General features: G+C 67.5%; 10 protein-coding genes. 1 reads left to right on the forward strand and 9 read right to left on the reverse strand.

Annotated features, from left to right (window positions below; all coding sequences use genetic code 11):
- Positions 1-2 precede the first annotated feature (2 nt).
- The 6 genes from ACFQZZ_RS30040 to ACFQZZ_RS30065 form a co-directional block, all read right to left on the reverse strand.
- Complete coding sequence (locus ACFQZZ_RS30040; protein ID WP_378687453.1) at positions 3-13631, reverse strand: amino acid adenylation domain-containing protein; 13629 nt, start codon at positions 13629-13631, stop codon at positions 3-5.
- Positions 13632-13646: 15 nt separating this feature from the next.
- The gene (locus ACFQZZ_RS30045; protein WP_378687454.1) at positions 13647-14408 is read right to left on the reverse strand and encodes a DUF6875 domain-containing protein; all 762 of its coding nucleotides are present in this window, start codon (positions 14406-14408) and stop codon (positions 13647-13649) included.
- 392 nt (positions 14409-14800) lie between these two features.
- A complete protein-coding gene (locus ACFQZZ_RS30050) occupies positions 14801-15961 on the reverse strand; it encodes an acyl-CoA dehydrogenase (protein WP_378687455.1) in 1161 nt (386 codons plus the stop codon).
- Between the two features lie 170 nt (positions 15962-16131).
- Complete coding sequence (locus ACFQZZ_RS30055; protein WP_378687456.1) at positions 16132-16791, reverse strand: TetR family transcriptional regulator; 660 nt, start codon at positions 16789-16791, stop codon at positions 16132-16134.
- A gap of 31 nt (positions 16792-16822) precedes the next feature.
- The gene (purE, locus tag ACFQZZ_RS30060; protein WP_378687457.1) at positions 16823-17323 is read right to left on the reverse strand and encodes a 5-(carboxyamino)imidazole ribonucleotide mutase; all 501 of its coding nucleotides are present in this window, start codon (positions 17321-17323) and stop codon (positions 16823-16825) included.
- Positions 17316-18488, reverse strand: coding sequence for a 5-(carboxyamino)imidazole ribonucleotide synthase (locus ACFQZZ_RS30065; protein WP_378688015.1), 1173 nt, complete (start codon positions 18486-18488; stop codon positions 17316-17318). Before ACFQZZ_RS30065 ends, purE begins: the two co-directional genes overlap by 8 nt.
- An 87-nt stretch (positions 18489-18575) precedes the next feature.
- On the opposite strand from ACFQZZ_RS30065, the gene ACFQZZ_RS30070 reads away from it, so the two are divergent.
- Positions 18576-19118 (forward strand): GtrA family protein, encoded by a 543-nt coding sequence (locus ACFQZZ_RS30070; protein ID WP_378687458.1) that lies wholly within the window; start codon positions 18576-18578, stop codon positions 19116-19118.
- Position 19119: 1 nt separating this feature from the next.
- Here ACFQZZ_RS30070 and ACFQZZ_RS30075 read toward each other — a convergent pair whose 3' ends face one another.
- From ACFQZZ_RS30075 to ACFQZZ_RS30085, 3 genes are read right to left on the reverse strand one after another with little or no spacing between them, the layout of a single operon-like run.
- The gene (locus ACFQZZ_RS30075) at positions 19120-20427 is read right to left on the reverse strand and encodes an ATP-binding protein (RefSeq protein ID WP_378687459.1); all 1308 of its coding nucleotides are present in this window, start codon (positions 20425-20427) and stop codon (positions 19120-19122) included.
- 1 nt (position 20428) lies between these two features.
- Positions 20429-21106 carry a response regulator transcription factor gene (locus ACFQZZ_RS30080; RefSeq protein ID WP_328409720.1) on the reverse strand — a complete coding sequence of 226 codons (678 nt, stop codon included), beginning with the start codon at positions 21104-21106 and terminating at the stop codon, positions 20429-20431.
- A gap of 37 nt (positions 21107-21143) precedes the next feature.
- On the reverse strand, positions 21144-21704 hold the full coding sequence (locus ACFQZZ_RS30085) for a PH domain-containing protein (protein ID WP_378687460.1): 561 nt from the start codon (positions 21702-21704) through the stop codon (positions 21144-21146).
- Positions 21705-21709: the final 5 nt, after the last annotated feature.

Below are 21709 nucleotides of genomic sequence, written 5' to 3' on the forward strand. Positions count from 1 at the left end.
GCCTACCTGCCGCGCAGATACCGAGCGAGGATCGGACCGATTACCTCGACGGCTTGCGGGCTGGTCAGCTTGTTGTGTTCGTAGCCGACCTGATGGTTGGTGATGGTTCCGGTGATATAGGGACGCCAGGTTTCGTCGTTGGGGAGGTAGCCGGGGCGGTTGCCGGTGCTGCTGAAGAACAGCAGGTCGCCGTCGAAGACCTCGGGGCGGTAGTCGGCCGTCTGCTGGACGAGGTCCAGGTAGTCGGCGTAGAGGCGTTCCAGGTCGGCGGCGGTGAGTGCGGCGAAGGTGCCGCCCGCACTGTGCAGCAGTTCCGCGGCGCGGTCGGGCAGCAGGTCGGCGCCATCGGCGAGCTGCGCCGGGTCTATGCCGCCGAATTCCGCGAGCAGCGCCTCGGGTGGCGGCATGTCGACGGTGCTTTCCGGTTCGATATCGGCGCGGCCGTCGAGGATGACCAGGACCGACACGGTGGCGCCACGCGCCTGTAGTTCGACGGCGACGGCGTGCGCGATCGGACCGCCCGCGGAGTAGCCGAGCAAGCGGTACGGGCCGGTGGGCTGGGTCAGCAGGATCTGATCGGCGTACTCGACCGCGCGCTCGGTCAGCGGACCCGCAGCCGGGTTGCCGTCGGCGATGCCCGGTGATTGCAGGCCGTAGATCGGATAGCCATTCTCGAGGTGCGGCACCAAACCGGCGTAGCACCACGCCAATCCGATGGCCGGATGGATGCAGAACAGGCCGGGTCCCGTTCCTGTCGCGCGCAGCGGCAGCACCGTCCGCAGCGCCGGATCGACGCCGGGTTGAACACCCTCGGCGATGCGTTGCGCCAGTACGGCGGGCGTCGGTTCACCGAACATCCATTGCACCGGAACGGCGAAGCCGATGCGCTCACGAATGTCGGTGACCAGCCGGATCGCGACCATGGAGGTGCCGCCGAGCTCGAAGAAGTTGTCGTCGAGCCCGACCCGGTCCGCGCCGAGCACGGATTCGAATGCCGCGACGACGGCGCGCTCGGTGGGCGTGACCGGCGGCCGATACGGCAGCTCGGTACGACGCGTCGATGGCGCGGGCGAGGGCTCATGCACGATCGCGCCGGGCGGCGCGCTGACGTCGAGTTCGCCGATCTCGGCGCCGGGATTCGCGGTCACCGCCGCGAGCACCTGAACGAACCCGTGCGCCAGGGTTTCCGCGGTCTCCTGCTCGAACAGGTCGCGGGCGAAGGTCAGCGTGCCCGCCATCCCCGCAGGAGCGCCGTCGGCGTCGAATTCCTCGGCGAGCATCCATTCCAGGTCGTATTTCGCGCCGACCGCGGCCATCTCCACCGGCTCGATCGCCAGGTCCGGCAGCTGTACCGGCTCGCGATCGAAGTTCTGGAACACCAGAAGCACTTGGAACAGCGGCGAATGCGCGGTCGACCTGGTCGGCGCGAGCACCTCGACGAGCCGCTCGAACGGCAGGTCGGCATTGCCGAAGGCATTCAGGTCGACCTCTTTCGTTGCGGCGAGCAATGTTTCGAAGGAGGCCGCGGGGTCCACCCGGCTGCGCAGCACCAGGGTGTTGACGAACATGCCGACCAGATCGTCGAGTTCACCGTCGCCGCGTCCCGCGGTCACCGAACCGACCGCCACATCCGAAACACCGGACAGCCGTGCCAGCAGCACGGCCAACGCCGCGTGCGCCACCATGAACACGCTGACCCCGTGCCAGCGGGCCAGCTCGCGAACCCGCTGCTGCACTGCGGTAGCGATCCGGAACTCCGCCGTGCCCGCACGGTGCGACAGCACCGCGGGCCGGGGATGATCGGTAGGCAACTCGGATACCTCCGGCAGTCCAGCAAGCGCGCCGCGCCAGTACTCCAATTGACCGTGCGCCACGCTGTTCGGGTCGTCATCGTCGCCGAGTAGTTCGTGCTGCCACAGCGCATAGTCGGCGTATTGCAGTGGCAGCGGCGACCATTGCGGCGCCGTGCCCGCGCGCCGCGCCGCGAAAGCGAGCATCATGTCGCGGGTCAGCGGTGCCATCGACCAGCCGTCCGAGGTGATGTGGTGCATGACGACGATGAGCAGCGAACGCTGAGTGTCCATGCGCAGCAGCCATACTCGCAACGGCAGCTCACGGGTCAGGTCGAAGCCCTTGGCGGTCGCGCGCATGACCCGGTCGGCGGCCGTCTGCGCGCCGATATCCGATACCCATACCGGCGCAGTGGCTTCGGCAACCGACAGCACGTGCTGATACGGCTCGCCGGTGGCATCCATCGGGTAGACGGTGCGCAGCGATTCGTGCCTGGCCAGCAGATCCGCGACGGCGGCCCGCAGCACGGCCGGATCGAACTCGCCGTGTAATTCCACGGCGACCGGCACATTGTGCGCGGGTGAGGACGGGTCGTAGCGGTTGAGGAACCACATCCGTCGCTGTGCGGCCGACAATGGAATGTGCTCGGGGCGCGTGCGCGGACCGGGTCGTGGTCCTGGCGCGGCGGCGGCTGTGCGCACGAGCTCGGCGAGCTCGGCGACGGTGGGTGCGTCGAAGACCGCGCGCACCGGGACCCTCGTGTTCAGCGCGACACCGAGCCGAGCCACGATCCGCGTGGCGATGAGCGAGTTGCCGCCGAGTGCGAAGAAATTGTCGTCGAGCCCGACCTTTGCGACACCGAGCAGTTCACCGAAGATATTCGCGATGGCTCGCTCGGCGGGCGTGTTCGGCGCGCGGTACCGGCCGGCGCGAATATCGGGTGCGGGTAACGCCTTGCGGTCGAGTTTGCCGTTGCCGGTACGTGGCAGCGCGGCGAGCGGGATGATCGCCGATGGCACCATGTACGACGGAAGCCGCTGTGCCACCACACTCTTCAGCCGCTCCGGAGTGAATTCGGTGAACTCCGTCGGCACCACGTACGCGACGAGCAACTCGCCGACGACCCGATCGGCATGCACGGTGACGACCGCCTGATCGACGGCCGGGTCGGTCAGCAATGCCGATTCGATCTCGCCGAGCTCGATGCGCAACCCGCGCACCTTCACCTGAAGATCCGATCGGCCGAGATATTCGAGATCGCCGTGCCGCCAGCGCACCAGATCACCTGTCCGGTACATCCGTTCGCCCCGCGCACCGTACGGGTCGGCGACAAACCGCGACGCCGTCTGCCCGCCACGTCCGTGATAGCCCCGGGCCAGCGGTAGACCGGCCAGATACAGCTCGCCCGCAACGCCTTCGGGCACCGGGTGCAGACGGTCGTCCAGCACGAGCACCGTCATACCCGCGACGGGGCCGCCGATGGTGACCTCGTCACCGTCGGCCAACGGGCGACTTCCGGTGGCACAGACGGTGGCTTCCGTTGGACCGTAGTCGTTGAAGTGCAGCCTGCCCGGCGCCTGCCAGCGCGCGACCAATTCGGGTGGCAACGGTTCGCCGCCGTTGATGATCACACGCACCCGATCGCACCCGGCCGGATCGACCGAGGCCAGGGCCGACGGCGTCAATATGATGTGCGAAACCCGCTCGCGGATCACCAGTTCGGCCAGCTCGGCGCCGCCGAAGGCGGTAGGCCCCGCGACCACCAAGGTCGCCGCCGCTCCGAAGGCGATCAGTAGTTCCAGTACTGCCACGTCGAAACTCGGTGAGGCCACGTGCAGGACCCGGGATTCGCTGGTCGTCGTGATCAGTCGTCGTTGCGAAACCTCCAGATTGGCCAGACCGGCATGGGTCACCACAACGCCCTTCGGGCGACCGGTTGAACCGGAGGTAAAGGTCACGTACGCCGGGTTGGCAGGCAGCACCGAGCGCACCAGCTCGGCTGGGTCGATCGGCAAACACGCAGTAGCGCCGAGTAGACCGTCGATGGTCTCGCCGTCCAGCACGAACCATCGCACCGCGTCCGGTAGCGTCCGGCGCACGTCACGCACGGTCACGCCGAGACGTGCGGCGGAGTCGGTGAGGATCTGCTCGATCCGCTCGGCCGGATAACCTGGATCGATCGGCACGAACGCCGCGCCGGTCTTGGCGACCGCCCAGACCGCGAGCACCGATTCGAGCGACCGCCGCAACGCGACGGCGACCAGCTGCTCGGGCCCGGCGCCCGCACGGATGAGCAAGCGGGCCAACTGATTCGAGCGCTTGTCGAGCTCGGCGTAGGTCACCGTGGTTGCACCGTCGACCACCGCGACACCGTCGGGGTTCGCGGCCACCGCGTCGGCGAGCAGATCCGCGAGTACGCGTGGCTCGGCGGCGACCGGCGCGGACCGCGCTACCAGATCGGCCCGTTCGGCATCCTCGAGAAGGTCGACATCGCCGACGGGCATTGCCGGATCGGTCGTTATGGCCCGCAGCAACCGCAACCAGCGTTCGGCAAGGACATCGGCAGTTTCCCGATCGAACAGGTCATCGGCGTAGGTGATCCGAACCGATAGTCCGGACGAAACATTTTCCGCCACAGTCACACTCAGATCAAAACGGATGCTCTGCTGATCGAGGTCGAGCGCTTCGGCGCGCAGCTGCGGCAGCGCCAGCTCGACGGGTGCGAGATTCTGGAACACCAGCATCGCCTGGATCAGCGGATGCCGGGAGGCAGAGCGCGCCGGTTCGAGGAGGTCCACCAGTCGTTCGAAGGGCACGTCCGCGTTGGCGAGCGCGTCCAGGTCGATGCGCCGTACCCGATCGAGCAGCACGGAGAAGGGCTCCGCGACGTCGATCTCGGTGCGCAGGATCAGCGTGTTGACGAACATTCCGACCACGTCGTCGAGTTCGGCGGCACCGCGGCCCGCGACCGGGGTGCCGATGGCGACATCTGCGCTGCCGCTCAGGCGTGCGAACAACACGGCGAGGGCGCTGTGCAACACCATGAACAGCGAGGAGTGGTGGGCGCGGGCCAGCGCATCGAGACCCGCGACCAGTTCGGCGTCGATCTCGCGCAGCACTGTGCCCGCTCGCATCGATGCGGTGGGTGGACGCGGCCGGTCGGCCGGGAGCGGCAATTGGTCGGGTAGGCCGTCGAGGGTGTCGGTCCAGTAGTGGATCTGCTGTGCCAGTATCGATTCCGGATCGTCTTCGGCACCAAGCCGGTCGTGCTGCCACAGCGTGTAGTCGGCATACTGCACCGGCAGCGGCGTCCACTCGGGCGGGACGCCGTGCAGCCGGGCTGCGTAGGCAACCATGATGTCGCGGGCGAGTGGGCCCATCGAGAAGCCGTCGGTGCTGATGTGATGGGCAACGACGACGAGGACATGCGTATCCGAGGACAGCCGGAACAGTCGCAGCCGCAACGGCACCTCGGCGGTCACGTCGAATCCCGCACTCACACAGGACAACACCGCGCCCGGCAGCTCGGACTCGGCGAGCGAGATCGGATCCAACTCCAGCGCAACGGCATCGGCGGGGACAATCACCTGGTGGCCGATGCCGTCGCGACCCGGGTACACCGTCCGCAATGCCTCGTGCCGAGTCAGCACGTCACGCACCGCGGCGCGCACGGCGTCCACATCCAACTGGCCGGTGAGTCGCAGCGCGACAGGGATGTTGTAGCTGCCGGAAGTGGGGTCGTACTGGTTGACGAACCACATGCGCTGCTGCGCGGGGGAAAGTGGAATCACCTCCGGCCGTTGGCCCTGGCGCAATCCGGGCTTATCCGCGATGGTGGATTCGGAGCCGAGCCGCTCGGCCAGGCCGCGCACGGTCGGCGCTTCGAAGATCATCCGCACCGGGACGGGAGCGTTCAGTGCGGCGCTGATCCTGGCGGCGACCCTCGTCGCCGAGAGGGAATCGCCGCCGAGGGCGAAGAAGTCGTCGTCGGCGCCGACTCGGTCGCGGCCGAGTACCGCACCGAACACCTCGGCGACTATCCGCTCGTTGCCTACGGGTTCGACGTAATCGGCGACCACGCGTTCGGGTTCGGGTAACGCACGCAGGTCGACCTTGCCGTTCGTGGTCAGCGGCAGCGCCTCCAGCACGGTCACCGTCGAGGGCACCAGATGCCTCGGCAGTCGCCCGGACAAATATTTCAGCAGCCGTGCGGCCGTCAGTGCGGTCTCGCCCGACGGCACCGCATAGGTGGCGAGCTCCCGATCGCCGGTGGGTCCCGGCCTCGGTACGGTAATGGTCGTCGAGACGCCAGGGCAGGTTCGTAACACCGCGTCGACTTCGCCGGGCTCGACCCGAATCCCGTGCAGCTTCACCTGGGAATCGTTGCGCCCCACGTATTCCAGCCGGTTGCGCGAGAGCCTGCGAACCAGATCTCCGGTGCGGTACATCCGCGCACCGGCCGTGCCGAAGGGGTTCGCGACGAACCGCTGCGCCGAGAGGCCCGCCTGCCCGCCGTAGCCGCGGGCCAGCCCGGCGCCCATCAGATGCAGCTCGCCCACCGCTCCGAGCGGGACCGGGCGTAACCACGGATCCAGTACGGCAAGACCGGTTCCCGGCAGCGGCGCGCCCAGCTCCGCCGGCTCCCCGTCACGCAGCGCCGAGGTGAAGGTCGCCGCAACGGTCGTCTCCGCGGGGCCATAGGAATTCAACAGCGCTCGTCCGCGGCCCAGCCGGGCGGTCAGTTCGGGCGGACACGCCTCACCTCCGGTGACCAGCACCCGTACCGCGGTGAGCGCCGTCCCGGGCACCGTGGCGAGTACCGCCGGAGTGGAGAACACATGCGTCGCCGCGGATTCGGTGATCACCGCACACAGCTCGGCACCGGCATTCGCGTCCGGCGGGGCGATGACCAAGGTCGCACCCGAATGGAATGTCGACATCCACACCATGATCGCGGCATCGAAGTTCGGGTTCATGCAATGCAATACGCGATCACCGGGAGCCGCGCCGACCCGTGCCGCCACCCCCGCCACGAGTCCGCTGAGACCCGCGTGGGTGACCACAACACCTTTCGGTGCCCCGGTCGAGCCGGAGGTGTACACCACATACGCCGGGTGCCCGGCCCGCAACGGCCGTCGCCGCTCGGCCGACGACACCGCCCCCACCGCGACCGCAGCGGTCCGCGCGGACGTTTCCGGATCGTCGAGCACCAGCCACGACACAGAGTCGGGCAGCTCCGCCCTTGATGCCGTCGCGGTCACTCCGATTCGGGCCCGGCAGTCGGTGGTGATGGCGGCGATCCGCTCCGCCGGGTATGCCACGTCGACCGGCACGAAGGCCGCGCCCGATTTGGCGATCGCCCAGACCGCGATGATCCAGTCGACCGAGCGCGGCGTCGCGAGCAGGACAGCGTCTTCCGGCCCCGCGCCAGCCTCGATCAGTACTCTGGCCAGCCGGTTCGAGCGTTCTTCGAGCTCGCGGTAGGTCAGTTCCGCGCGACCGCCCTGCTGGGTCGCGCCGTCTCGCACGGCGACCCGATTCGCTCGTGCGTTAGCCGCCAGGATGTCGGGCAGTAGCAACAGCGGCCGTCGGCGGGTCCACAGGATGTCGCCGGGATCGGACCCGTGCACAGCCACCACGCGCCGGGTTGGATCGGCGGCAAGGCCGGCAAAGATGCCGGCAAGTCTACCGGCGAGCGCCGTCGCCTCGGTGGCGTCGAAGTACTGCGTCGACGCGGTCAGTATCAGTCGCAGGCCCTCTCGGGCATGTGCGGCGAGCGAGAGCGGATAGTGCGTGCCGTCGCGGCCGTGGAATCCGCTGACCCGCAGCTCGGCCCGCTGCACCGCGGCCAGCAGCGCCGCCGCGTCCACTGGGTAGGACTCGAAGACGATGGTGGTGTCGAACAGCTGCCCCGATCCCGCCGCGGCCTGAATATCGTTGAGGCCCAGCATGTGATGCTCGAGCAGGGCCGCCTGCTCGTGGTGCACCCTGGCAAGCAACTCGGCCACCGGCTCAGCAGGTGACAGGGCGATCCGGACCGGGATGGTATTGACCAGCATGCCGACCATGCGTTCGGCGTCCGCCAGCTCGGGCGGGCGCCCGGACACGGTGGCACCGAAGACAATGTCGTGATCGCCGGTCAGCTCGGCTAGCAGCAATGCCCAGCCGATCTGCACCACCGTGTTGAGGGTGACACCGGAGTCGGCCGCGATCCGTTGCAGCGCAGCGGCATTCGCCGGGGACAACGGCACGTCGATATCGCGGGCGGGTTGCTCCGTCATGGACCGCGTTGCGTCGACCGACCGGCCCGCGGTTACCAGTGTGGGCCAAGGCAACCCGGAAAGGGCGGCGCTCCAGGCGGCGCGTGCGGCATCGTCGTCGCGCGTCGCGAGCCATTCGAGGTAGTGCCGATACGGCACCGTCGGCGCGAATCCGCCACTGTCCCCGGCAGTTTCGTACAGCGCCAGCAGCTCCCCGAACAGCAGCGGCATCGACCAGCCGTCCAGGATCAGGTGATGGTTGGTGATCACCAGCCGGACATCGCGCGGGCCGCAGCGCACGCACAGGAAGCGGATCAGCGGTGGCTTGTCCGGAACGAACGGCGTCGCCAATTCGGCGTCGGCGAGCAGATCGCATTCGGCCGGGCCCGCCTCGACACTGCTCCATGGCACCGTGACGGTCTTCAGCACCAGCTGAACCGGCGCTTCGGCACCGGGCAGGAACGCCGTCCGCAATGCCTGGTGTCGCCGCACGAGTTCCGTGGCGGCCACACCCAGCCGGTCGGTGTCGAGATCGCCCTCGAACCGAATCACCGCCTGCACCGAGTAACCGTCGGTCCGACCGGCGGCCAGCTGCGAATGGAACAGCAATCCACGCTGCAGCGGCGCGAGCGGCCACACGTCCTCGAACGGCGGGTATTTCGATGCCCATTCGTCGATCTGTTCCTGGGTGCTGGCCACCAACGGCAGATCCGACGGCGTGAGTCCGCCCGCATCCGCATCACCGAGCAGTCGGCCGATTTCCGCCAGATCCGACATCCACAGCTGCGCAAGGCTTTCCACCCTCGACCTGTCGATGACGGCGGGCAGGAACTGCCATACCGCATGCAGCACCGGGCCTTCCGCAGTCTCGACTGTGACGGCGTCGATCGAGACCACCGCGGTGGCAGGCATCTCCGGATCACCGATACCGCCGAGCTCTCCGACGATCGAGTCCGGCAGCCACGGTCCGCCCACCCCGGCGTCGGACACCTGACCGAGATAGTTGAACCCGATCTCCGGTTCCGCCACTGGGCCTTTGCTCGGAATCAGCGCGCGACCCGAGCTCGAGTTCGACACCGCAGCCGCACGCTCGAGCGACACACTGTCGCTCGGTTCGAGCGCCGCACTCGTGTTCGGGTTCAGGTATCGCAGCAGGCCGTAGCCGATCCCGCCACGGGGCACGGCGCGCAGTTGCTCCTTCACCGACTTCAGCGCGGCCGCAAGGTCGTCAGGGTCGCTGACCTCGAGCCGCAAGGGGAATTGACTGGTGAACCAGCCCACTGTTCGCGAGAGGTCCGCGCCGGGCACGAGGGTCTCGTCACGGCCATGTCGTTCCAGGGTCAACAACGTGGGTCCGTTGTCGCCGCGCCACCGGCGCAGCGCCGTGGCGAGGGCGGTGAGCAGTGTTTCCTCCACCCCACACCGGAAGGTCGCTGGTGCCCGTTCGATCAGTGCGGCGGTCGTTTCGACCGGAATCCGCAGTTCGATTCGGTCGAGGTCACGACGCAGGTCGACCGTCGGGTCCAGGGTGCGGCGGCCGAGTGGCGCGGCGGGGGTCGCCAGCGCCGTCGACCAGTAGTGCAGCTCGGCGGTCGCAGAGTCGTCGACCGCGGCGGCGTGTAGCGCGTGCGCCCAGGTCCGCATCGATGTGCCGACCTCGGGCAGTGCCGGTTCCTCACCCGCCGCCACCTGCCACCAGGCGGAGATCAGGTCGGCGAGCACGATTCGCCAGGACACGGCGTCGATGACCAGGTGGTGCGCAACCACGGCGAGCCGTCCCGCACGATCCGGACCTGGGTCGAGCCAGGTCAGCGCGAGCATGACGCCGCTCGACGGCTCGAGGCGATCGGTGGCGGCCGCGGTGGCCTGCGCGAGCGCCGATGCGTCATCGCAGTCCTGGCAGGGGATGCGAACCAGCAGGGTGTCGGCGTCGACCGCACCGACCGGTCGCACCACGAGTCCGCCGTCGATCACGGTGGCGCGCAACATGTCGTGCCGGTCGAGCACAGCTTTGACGGTGCGCACCAGTTGATCTCGGTCGATTCCGACCGGCATCGTGAGCATCATCGACTGAGCGAAGCGCCGCCCGGCATGCTGCGCGAGCAGCCAGGAGACGATCGGGGTGTGTGGCACCGGACCGATGCCCGCGCCGGGCAGTTCCCGCAGCATCGCCCGCTGTTCGGGGGCCGCGACGACCCTGGCGAGTGCCGCGGGCGTCGGGTGCTCGAAAACGTCGCGGGCCGCGAACATCAGCCCGGCGGCCCTGGCCCGCGAGACCAACTGGATCGACATGATCGAATCGCCGCCGAGGGTGAAGAACGACGATTCCGCGCCGACGTTCGGCACCCCGAGCACCTCGGCGAACAGTGCGCACAGCGCGTGTTCGGTGTCGGTGCCCGCGGCGCGAACTGGTGCGGTGTCGACCGGCGCCGGCTCCGGCAGCGCGCGGCGGTCGATCTTGCCGTTGCCGGTCAGGGGCAAGGTGTCCAGCACCGTGATCGTGCCGGGTATCAGGTGGCCGGGCAGCCGCCGCGCACAGAACTCGCGCAGCGCGACCACATCGACGTCCGCCGCGCCGCGCCGCGGGTCCCCGTTGCCGCGTTCGACCGGGACTACGTAGGAGGCCAGCGTCGATCCGCCCGCGGCAGTGTGCCGAAGCACCGTCACGGCGATCTCCACCGCGGGGTGCGCGTGGAGCACCGCGTCGACCTCACCCGGTTCTACACGCATCCCGCGCAGCTTCACCTGAAAGTCCGTGCGGCCCAGGTACTCCAGAACCGGATGTACCGCATCGTGCCCCCCGCCCGCGGTAGACGATGCGGATGCCGATACGCCGTCAGTCGATGCGGCTGCTCCCACTGCGAGTTCGGCTGAGCGAATTGTCTTCTCGGATGCGGCTACCGATACGCTGTCAGTCGGTGCGTCGGCTCCCACCGCGAGTTCGGCTGGGCGACCTGCCTTCCATCGGACCAGGTCGCCGGTTCGGTACATGCGGGATCCCGCGGCACCGAACGGACTGGCCACGAACCGTTCCGCGGTCATGCCCGCTCTCCCGGCATAGCCTCTCGCCAGTCCGGCGCCCACGATGTACAGCTCCCCCGCCACCCCGATCGGCACCGGTCGCAGCCATCGGTCCAATACCAGCAGGCCGACCCCTGGCACCGGGTTGCCGATCCCCGCGGGCTGATCCGGCATCAATCGCTCGGTGAAGGTGGCCGCGATCGTCGTCTCTGTCGGGCCGTAGGAATTCAGCAGCGTCCGCCCGGGTCCGAATCGCGCGACCAGTTCCGGCGGACACGCCTCGCCGCCGGAGGACACCGCGCGCACGCCGTTCAACGCTCCCGCGGGCAATGTCGCGAGAACCGCAGGTGTCGAACACAACTGGGTGATTCCGAAGTCCTGGATCAGCGCCGCCAAGTCCGCACCGGCAACCCGGTCCCCGTCGGCGATCACCAATGTCGCGCCGGACGAGAACGCCAGCAGTAGCTCGAGGATCGAGGCGTCGAAGCTTGGGTTCAGGCAGTGCAACACCCGTGATCCCGGCTCCGCCGCATAGGACTCCCCTACCGCCGCAACAAGTCCCGCCAGTCCGGCATGGGTAACTACGACACCCTTGGGTACACCGGTCGACCCGGACGTGAACACGATGTATGCCGGATGCTCCGTTGACACCCGTCGGCCTACTCGCTCGAAGCCGAACGCCGCACGGCTTTCCGAAGGTCCGGTACTCGGCTCGTCCGCAGCGGGACTCGTGCCCGCCATCGGCCTGTCGTTCGAAGCATCGGTGAGACCGGAGACATCCGGATCATCGAGCACTATCCAGGACAGATCAGTTGGCAACGCCGAGACCGAGGAAGACGTCGTGATGCCGAGCCGGGCACCGCATTCGCCCGCCATCCTGGCAATGCGGTCGGCCGGATTCCCGGTACCCACCGGCACATACGCGGCACCGGAGCGCGCTATACCCCAGAGCGCGAGCACCGATTCCACCGACCGCGGCAGTGCCACCAAGACGGCGGTCTCCGGGCCTGCGCCCGCGTCGATCAGTCTGTGCGCCAATTGATTCGACAGTCGGTCCAGCTCCCCGTAGGTCAGCGTGCGATCGCCGCACACGACCGCCGAGGTCGCTGGACCGGCCGCGCGCCGCCCGGCGTCGAGCACGTCGGGCAGCAATCGCGGTGCAGGAACCTCCGGCCCGTACACGCCATCGTGCAGCCGCCGCTCATCGTCGAGGAAATATTCGAGGTCAAGCACCGCCGTTTCCGAGTCGGCGGTGAGCATCGACTCGAATAGCGTCATGAAGCGGAGATGGTGGCGTGCAAGGGAATCCGCGTCGTACAGGTCAGGGTTGGCGGTGAAGTCGAGGTGGATCGGGCTCTGCGCGCCGTGCTGATACAGGTTGACGAACAAGTCCTCGATCGGCCCCGAGGTCAGCACATGCAGGCTCGTCCGAACGCCGGTGAAATCGACCTCGGCCGGAAACAACATGATGTTGACGACCGGACCGACAAATCCGCGCCCCGCGACGGCCGCGCCGGAATCGCCCGCGCTGCCCCGGATTTCCTCGTGCCGAAAGCGCTGATGCCGCAGCGCACCGGATACCTCCAGCCGCACCGCGTCCACGATGTCACCGACCGTGCTGGAGTCGGTGACACCGATCCGCAGCGGCACCACATTGGCGAGCATCCCGCCCGAGCGCCGCAGCATCGCGGTGGTGCGTCCGGATACCGGCAAGCTCAGCACCACATCACGCTGACCGGTCACCCGCGCGTAGTACACCGCGAGCGCCGCCATCGCGAGCGCGGGCGAGCCGACCCCGAACCGCCGCGCGGCGGCGTCGAGCCGGTCGGTCTGGTCCTGCGACAACGTGATCCGGTGCTGTCGCCCGAGCGCATGCGCGGGCGCGGCGGCATCGACCAGGCTGCAGCGCTGCGGCATCCCCGCCATCCGCTCGGTCCAGTAGGCCGCGTCGACGGCGAACCGCGTCGATTCGCGGTAGCTCATCTCGGCGTCGTGCACCTCGCGCAGGCTCGCCGCCGAGCTGGGTTTCGGCTCGTCCCCGGCCAGCGCCGCGTTATACAGCTCGGCGATGCGATACAGCCCGGTCACCGAGCCGAACCCGTCGACGACAAGGTGATGCGCCCGGGAGTACCAGAGCACTCGATCCGGACCGACCCGGATCAGCGCGGAGATGCCGAGCCGGTCGCCGAGCAGATCGATCGGCGTCGCGACATCGGCACGCATCCAGCGCATCGCCTCGGCATCAGGGTCCGCGGCGGCGCTGAAATCCAGATATGCCACCGACGTCTCGAGCCCATCGTCGATGACCTGGTAGGGCTGCGAATCCTTTTCGATCAGGCGCAGCAGGCCGGAGCCGAGCTCACGAGCCGCTCGACACGAGGCACTGATCAGCACCTCGATATCGAGCGGTCCGCACATCTCGATGTACTGCGCCTCATAGAGCGGCACACCGGGATCCAGGTGCTGGGCGTACCACATGCCCAACTGCGCAGGTGAAAGCGGAAACATCGTGGCATCGCCGGACCGCGAAGCCCACGCGGTCGAATATCCGAGTGTCATAGCAGGTCACCCGGATCAGGAGGCGCGTCGCGGCGCAGCGGACACCGGCTTGCCGTTGGTCCTGCCGAGCGACCTACTATCCGCTACCGCGGCAGGCGTCTGCTCGGACTCGTACGCCGGCACATAGGTGTTCGAATCGGCGGTCAGCCGGCTCACCACCAGGTGCCGCACATGGGCGGGCAGCGCGGGTGCGAACTTCTTGACATAGGCCGACATCCATTCCGGCCGCTCGAGCAGGAACGGGAAATCGGTGGCCATCATGTTGCGCACGACCAGCATCGGAACCGGCGCGTCGAGCGGACGGAAGTCTTTGTTCCACAAGCCCGGCTGGTCACATCCCGGATAGAACTGCCCGAGCATTATGCCGCGTTCGACGAACGCCGACTTGAGCTCCTGATGCAGTTCGTCGATCAGGGAGTAGTCCCGCAGGTCCGGCAGCACCGTCACGAGCGTGCGCAGTACCGCCGCGCCGCCTTCGGTCGGCGGCAGGGCCGGGAACAGCTCCATCGCATCCGACAGCACCAGTCGTACGAACGACGGCCACGGTCGGGCGCCGGATACTCGGCCGATCCACATCAGGTCGCGACGGATCGATGGCGCCACATAGGGGCACACCGGTCCATCGCGACCGAGCTCAGGATGCGTCACAGTCAAATGATCTTGTGCCCAAGTCTTGACGACGTCCACGGTGGACTTCGTAGACGGGCATGCAATTTCGTCTATGGACAGCGGGATCCAATTCATCCCCGACCGCGGTCCGATAACGATCTTGGTCATATGTCACCTCGTCACGTTACGAGGTCTAGTCTCCACCCATCGGAGACGTATTTACATAGGCAATGGGTACCCGAATTCCTGGGGCAGAGGAAACAAAAAACGAGTGGAAGAAAGTTGTAACACCGACTGGACCTGCGGCGACATACCAAAAGGCGCTCTACACCCCCGGACGGTATCGATCGGCGATGAGCGGGTTTCACAACGCAATCCGCGTGACCAGTTCGAATTCTCTTTCGGGAAATCCATTGTCCAAATATGTTTCGAATAGCTGCTGCTAAGGATACAAATCAACAACTGATCGGCTTCGAAATTATTTCGATGCGGGGTCATGCCCCAAAAAACAGGGTGGCCCGAGGCGAATGCCCCGGGCCACCCCCAACGATTGCGACTACTCAGCCACGCAGCAGCGCGCGCGACATCACGACGCGCTGAATCTGGTTGGTGCCCTCGTAGATCTGGGTGATCTTGGCGTCGCGCATCATGCGCTCGACCGGGAAATCAGTGGTGTAGCCCGCGCCGCCGAAGAGCTGGACGGCGTTGGTGGTGACCTCCATGGCAACGTCGGAGGCGAAGCACTTGGCGGCGGCGGAGATGAAGCCGAGGTTCTTCTCACCGCGCTCGGCGCGCGCGGCCGAGGTGTAGACCATGAGGCGGGCGGCCTCGATCTTCATCGCCATGTCGGCGAGCATGAACTGGGTGTTCTGGAAGTCGGCGATCGCGGTGCCGAACTGCTTGCGATCCTTGGTGTAGGCGATCGCCGCATCCAGCGCACCCTGCGCGAGGCCGACGGCCTGCGCGCCGATGGTGGGACGGGTGTGGTCGAGGGTCTGCAGGGCGGTCTTGAAACCGGTGCCCGGCTCGCCGACGATGCGGTCACCCGGCACTCGGCAGTTCTCGAAGTACAGCTCCGCGGTGGGCGAACCCTTGATACCGAGTTTGTGCTCCAGCGGACCGACCACGAAGCCCTCGTCGTCCTTGTGCACCAGGAACGCCGAGATGCCGTTGGCACCCTTGTCCGCATCGGTCACCGCCATAACGGTGTACCAGGAAGACTTGCCGCCGTTGGTGATCCAGCACTTGGAGCCGTTGAGCACCCAGTCGTCGCCGTCCTTCTTGGCACGCGTGCGCATGGCCCCGGCGTCGGAGCCCGCCTCGCGCTCGGACAGCGCATAGGAGGCCATCTCGCCGTTGACGATGTCCGGCAGCACCTTCTGCTTGAGCTCTTCGGAGCCGTTGAGGATCAGGCCCATGGTGCCGAGTTTGTTGACGGCTGGGATCAGCGACGACGAACCACAGACGCGCGCGACCTCTTCGATCACGATGCAGGTGGCGACCGAGTCCGCGCCCTGCCCGCCGTAGGCCTCCGGCACGTGCACGGCGTTGAAGCCCGCGGCGTTCAGCGCGGTCAGCGCCTCCTCGGGGAAGCGGGAGTTGCCATCGACGTCCTTGGCGTGCGGCGCGATTTCCTTCTCCGCCAGTCCGCGGATGGCCGCACGCAGTTCGTCGTGGAAGTCCTCGAGCTGGAACAGGTTGAAATCGGGGTTTCCCGCCATGGGGCACACTCCTGGTCGTCGGTCGTGATCGCCGTGTCCCGAAGGCAGCCCGGAACGTCCAGCATGTCGGCACTCAGTGCCATATTTAGACACAGTGTACGCCTAAAGACTAGCGTCAAGTGCGGCAATCTGTGGCACTGAGTGTCAGCTTCTGCACAGTATGACTTCCGTCATAGACTATCCAGTCGACGTGTCACGAGATCGGCGACCAACCGCGGCGGCATGTCTCGCGGAAACACCGCGACCACCATTTCCTCCGCGACTGCGCGCCCCGTACCCCGCGGGATCCCCGCAAGCTCCATTCGCAGATCCGCCGCGCCCGCGTCGGACTCGCCCCGCACCATCCGGCGCAGCAGATAGTTGTGCGTCGCCGTGACCGCGGCCGTGAACTGCACCCGCGTCAGATCCGGCACCTCGGGTAGCCGCTCCCGCAGAAAGTCCGTGAACAGCCGCTCGTACCGGAACACGGTCACGATCTCTCGCTCGCGCAGCGCAGGCACCTGCCGCACCACCCGATACCGCCGCTCCGCGATCTCGCGCCACTGCGTGAACCGCTCGAACACTTGGACCACCGCGGCGCACACCGCCTCCCAAGGATCCCCCTGCGCCGCGGCGAGAAACTCCGACGCCTGCGCCAACTGCGACTCGTGATCAGCGAAGATCACATCTTCCTTCGACCGGAACTGCCGAAAGAACGTCCGCCGCGAAATCCCCGCAGCCTCGGCGATCTCGTCCACCGACGTCGCCTCATACCCCTGCTCGGCGAACAGCCGCAGAGCCTGATCAACCACCGTCAGCCGAAACCTGGCCGTATCGTCGTCCGTTGCCACCGGACCACCGTAGGCCAGACCGGCGGACCAGCTAGCCGAGCAGCTTGGTACGCAGGGCTTCGTCCTTCTGCAGGACCATCTGCTCCAGACCGGCCTGGAACTGTTCCATCCGGGCGCGCAGGGCCGGGTCGGCGGCGGCCAGGATGCGGACGGCGAGTAGGCCCGCGTTGCGGGCGCCACCGATGGAGACGGTGGCCACCGGGACGCCCGCGGGCATTTGGACGATGGACAGTAGGGAGTCCATGCCGTCGAGGTACTTCAGGGGGACGGGGACGCCGATCACCGGGAGGGGAGTGGCCGAGGCGACCATGCCGGGGAGGTGGGCGGCGCCGCCGGCACCCGCGATGATGACCCGCAGGCCACGGCCCGCGGCGTCACGGGCGTAGTCGAGCATGCGCTGCGGGGTACGGTGCGCGGAAACGACGCCGACCTCGAAGCGAATGCCGAACTCCGCCAAGGCTTCCGCGGCCGATTCCATGGTCGGCCAATCGGAGTCGCTGCCCATGATCAGGCCTACCTGCGGTTCATTCATGGGGATCCCATCCGTCGGTCCAAATCGCGTGCGACATCCAATGTGCCGCGCGCTCAGCCTTTTCCCGCACCACGGCCACATCGTCGCCGAGCACGTTGATGTGCCCGATCTTGCGATCCCGGCGCTCGCCCTTGCCGTACATGTGCACTTTCGCGTCGGGCATCCTGGCGAACAAGTGGTGCAGTCGCTCGTCCATCGACATGGCGGGCGCCTCGGGTGCGCCGAGAATGTTCGCCATTACGGTGACCGGAGCCAGCAGGCTGGTGTCGCCGAGCGGGTAGTCGAGCACGGCGCGCAAGTGCTGTTCGAACTGGCCGGTGCGCGCACCGTCCATGCCCCAGTGCCCGGAGTTGTGCGGGCGCATGGCGAGTTCGTTCACCAGCAGGGTGCCGTCATGGGTCTCGAACAGTTCGACGGCCATGGCGCCGACGACCCCGAGTCCCTTCGCCAGGTTCAGCGCCAGCGTCTCCGCCTCGGCCCCGAGATCCTCGGACAGCTCGGGCGCCGGCGCGATCACCACCGCGCACTGCCCATTGCGCTGCACTGTCTCCACCACCGGCCAGGTCGCCGCCTGACCGTAGGGCGAGCGAGCCACCATTGCCGACAGTTCCCGCTTCAGGTCGACCCGCGCCTCGGCGAGCAGATGCACACCGTGCACGAGTTGGTCGTCCACGATCGCCTCGGCCTCGGCCGCGGTCTCCGGCATCCAGACGCCGCGCCCGTCGTAACCGCCGCGCACCGCCTTGAGCACCATCGGCCAGCCGTGCTCGTCGCCGAAGCGCACCGCGTCGGCCGCCGCGGTCACCGGCGTGAACGCGGGCACCGGCAGCCCGAGCTCGGACAGCTTGGTTCGCATGGCCAGCTTGTCCTGCGCGTAGATCAATGCCTGCGGCGGCGGCTGCACGTTAACGCCCTCGGCGACCAGCGCCTCGAGGTGTTCGGTCGGCACATGCTCATGGTCGAAGGTCAGCGCGTGCGAGCCGACGGCGGCCTTACGCAGCGCGGCCAGGTCGGTGTGGCTGCCGAGCACGACCTCCGGGCTCACCTGCGCGGCCGGATCGTCCTGGTGTTCGGCGAGCACCCGCAAGCGCTGCCCGAGGGCGATGGCCGCCTGATGGGTCATGCGCGCAAGCTGGCCGCCACCGACCATGGTGACGGTGGGCATGACGGACGGATCGAAGGAACGTGGGCTCACGTCTTGTAATCTTGTCATGTCGAGCCCGAATGACCCCTACCGGTACACTCGGGCCTTGTGTCATTCGTCGACGACGTGGTCAACGTCCTCCCCCACCCGCTGCGGGAGATCGCGTACCGCCACCATGAGCTGATCAAATTCGCCATCGTCGGCGCTACCACCTTCGTCATCGACAGCGGCATTTTCTACGCATTGAAGTGGACGGTTCTCGACACGAAGCCGGTCACCGCCAAGATCATTTCCGGTGTCATCGCGGTGATCGCGTCCTACATCCTCAACCGCGAATGGTCGTTCAAGAATCGCGGCGGGCGCGAGCGTCATCACGAGGCGCTGTTGTTCTTCGGTGTCAGCGGTGTCGGCGTTGTGCTCGCCTTCCTGCCGCTGTGGGTGTCGAGCTACGTCTTCGATCTGCGTCAACCCGACGTGAGTTTCACCGTCGAGAACATCGCGGACTTCATCAGTGCCTTCATCATCGGCAACCTGCTGCAGATGGCCTTCCGCTTCTGGGCGATGCGCCGCTGGGTGTTCCCCGACGAAATGAAGGAGATCGTCGAGGAATTCGAGGAACTGCTCGAGGAAGAGCAGCTCGGCCACAGCTGATTCAGCGCGGTTCCGGCGCACCGTTCGCCGACCGGACGGGCGTGATCGCGCCCAGGAACACCGCGAACAACGCGGGCCTGCGCCGCTGCAGTTCCAAGCGCCCGCCATCGGCCTCGATCAGCGCCCGTGCCAACGCCAACCCGACACCGGTCGAACCACCTGCCGAGAACCCCCGATCGAAGATGTGCGGCGCGAGTTCGTCACGCACCCCCTCGCCCTCGTCGGCGACCTCCACGCACACCAGCGGCTCCCGGTCACGGCCGGGTCGCACCGTGCGCACCGATACCGTGCAGGTGCCGCCGCCGTGCATGAGCGCATTGTCGACCAGCACCGCGACTGCCTCGCGCAGCCGCGACCCGGTGATCGGCGCGCAGAGCGACTCGTCACCGATCAACGACAACGTCCGGTCCGCCTCGGTGAACGGGTGTGTCCATTCCGCGACGACCCCACGCAACTCGGCCATCACCGGCACCGGATCGCGATCGGCCGCGTCCTCGTCCCTGGACGCGCGGACCAGGTCGTCGATGGCCTCGGTCAGTCGATCGACCTGTGCCATCGCCTCTTCCGCCTCGTGCACGACGGCGGGGTCGGCGTGCGCGGACAACTCGTCCAACCGCAGCCGCACCGCGGTCAACCGACTGCGCAGCTGATGCGACACGTCCGCGACCAAGGCATGCTCGCGCTGCAACCGTCCCGCGATCTCGACGGTGGCCGAGTCGAGCACATCAGAGACTCTGTCGAGTTCGGAGATGCCATGCCTGCGCGGATCCGGCCGGAAGTCGCCCTTGGCCAGGCGCGCGGCCCTGGCCGCAACGTCGCGCAATGGATCGGCCACCCGACGCGCGGTGACCATCGCGACCGACACCGCGGCACCGAGCGAGGCCAGCACCGCGAACGCCACCACGGCCACGGCCTGCCGCTGCCTGGCTTGCATCGGCCCCGACGGCACCTCGAGGCGCAGTGATCCCGCGGTGCCCATCGACAGCGACTCCACCAGCGGGTCGGATACCCGATCCACGCCGATGTCAAGGCGCGAGGCGTTGTCCTGTGGCGCCGGGTAGACGATGGTCAGCCTGCCGCCCGCGGGGACAAGCGGTCGCACCGATCGGTCGTCGAATTCGCCGAGCACCATGCCGTCGCCGTGCTCCTGCGCGATGACCTCCGCGGCGATTCGCTCCAGCCTGCTCTGCAGATCGTTGCGGGTGATGTCCTCGACCCACAACCAGGCGGTGTAGATCAGCGGAACACCGAGCACCACCGTGGTGATGGTCAGCACGGTGAGGATGGACCGGAGAATTCGGCGCCGCACGTCAGTCGGTATTCAACCGGAAGCCGACACCGCGGACGGTGACGATGCGCCGCTCGGCCATCGGGCCCTCGTCGCCGATCTTGCGACGCAGCCATGACATATGCATGTCCAAGGTCTTCGAACCGCGCAGCTCGGCGTCGCCCCAGACCTCGCGCAGGATGGTCTCGCGCGGCACCACCTGACCCGCGCGATCGATCAGCACCTTGAGCAGTTCGTATTCCTTGTTGGCCAAACCGATCTCGACGCCGTTCACCAGCACCCTGCGGGCCGCGGGCTCCAACCTGATGCCCCCGACCTCCACGACGTCGTCACCGATTCCACTGCGCCGCAACAAGGCTCGCACTCTGGCCAGCAGCTCGGCGAGGCGGAACGGCTTGCCGACGTAGTCGTCGGCACCCGCGTCCAGACCGACGACGAAGTCCACCTCATCGGTGCGTGCGGTGAGCATCAGCACCGCCAGGTCGGCGCCGCGGGCGCGCACCTGACGGCACACCTCGAGCCCGTCCATGCCCGGCAAGCCGAGGTCGAGGATGAGCAGATCGTGGTTACCCTCCAATGCACGCTTCAGAACCGCGGGCCCGAACCGTTCGACCGTCACCGAATAGCCCTCGCGCCCCAGGGCCCGGGACAGCGGCGCGGCAATGGCCTCGTCGTCTTCGGCCAGGAGTACGGCGGTCATGACCCCAGATTACGGATCGGCGCGGCGGCCGGGCTTCTCATCGGTAGTCGCCGCCGGGTGCCCCGCGGCGACCTCGGTCGTCCCACCGTTGATCCCCGTTGCCATGGGACTCCTCGAACACCTGGCGGTACAGCAGCGCGTGCACCTGCTGCACCTGCGGGATGTCGTCGTATTCCAGCGGCTCTTCCGAGGACGAGCCGATGATGAGCGTGCCGGTGCCGAGCAGCCGGTCGAACAATCCGTGGCGGAACTGCACGCTGGAGATGCGGCTCATCGGGATATCGATGCCGGTGTGGGTGATCACGCCTTGGCGGATGAGGACTCGCCGGCCGGTCACGATGAAATGGGTCGACTTCCAACTCATCACCGGTGCGACACAACGCCATCCGAGGATGCCGAGCCAGCCGACGAGAATTACGCCGAGCAGGATCGTCCGCGTGGTCCCTTCGGTGTTTCGCCAGGCGAGTCCCCCGAGGAAACCGGCGACCGCGGTGGCGACCATGAGCGTCACAGCCGGCCAGAACAGCATTTTCCAATGCGGATGACGATGGAGTATCAACTGCTCGTCCGGCGCGAGCACCTCCTCCGGATAACCCATGCCGG

Origin of the sequence: Nocardia sp. GCM10030253 (assembly GCF_042675075.1) — a bacterium.
Taxonomy (GTDB): Bacteria; Actinomycetota; Actinomycetes; order Mycobacteriales; family Mycobacteriaceae; genus Nocardia.

Coding starts and splice junctions, on each gene's coding strand:
- ACFQZZ_RS30040 (WP_378687453.1), bottom strand. CDS start 13,631: ATGACACTCGGATATTCGACCGCGTGGGCTTCGCGGTCCGGCGATGCC.
- ACFQZZ_RS30045 (WP_378687454.1), bottom strand. CDS start 14,408: ATGACCAAGATCGTTATCGGACCGCGGTCGGGGATGAATTGGATCCCG.
- ACFQZZ_RS30050 (WP_378687455.1), bottom strand. CDS start 15,961: ATGGCGGGAAACCCCGATTTCAACCTGTTCCAGCTCGAGGACTTCCAC.
- purE (WP_378687457.1), bottom strand. CDS start 17,323: ATGAATGAACCGCAGGTAGGCCTGATCATGGGCAGCGACTCCGATTGG.
- ACFQZZ_RS30065 (WP_378688015.1), bottom strand. CDS start 18,488: ATGCCCACCGTCACCATGGTCGGTGGCGGCCAGCTTGCGCGCATGACC.
- ACFQZZ_RS30080 (WP_328409720.1), bottom strand. CDS start 21,106: ATGACCGCCGTACTCCTGGCCGAAGACGACGAGGCCATTGCCGCGCCG.
- ACFQZZ_RS30085 (WP_378687460.1), bottom strand. CDS start 21,704: ATGGGTTATCCGGAGGAGGTGCTCGCGCCGGACGAGCAGTTGATACTC.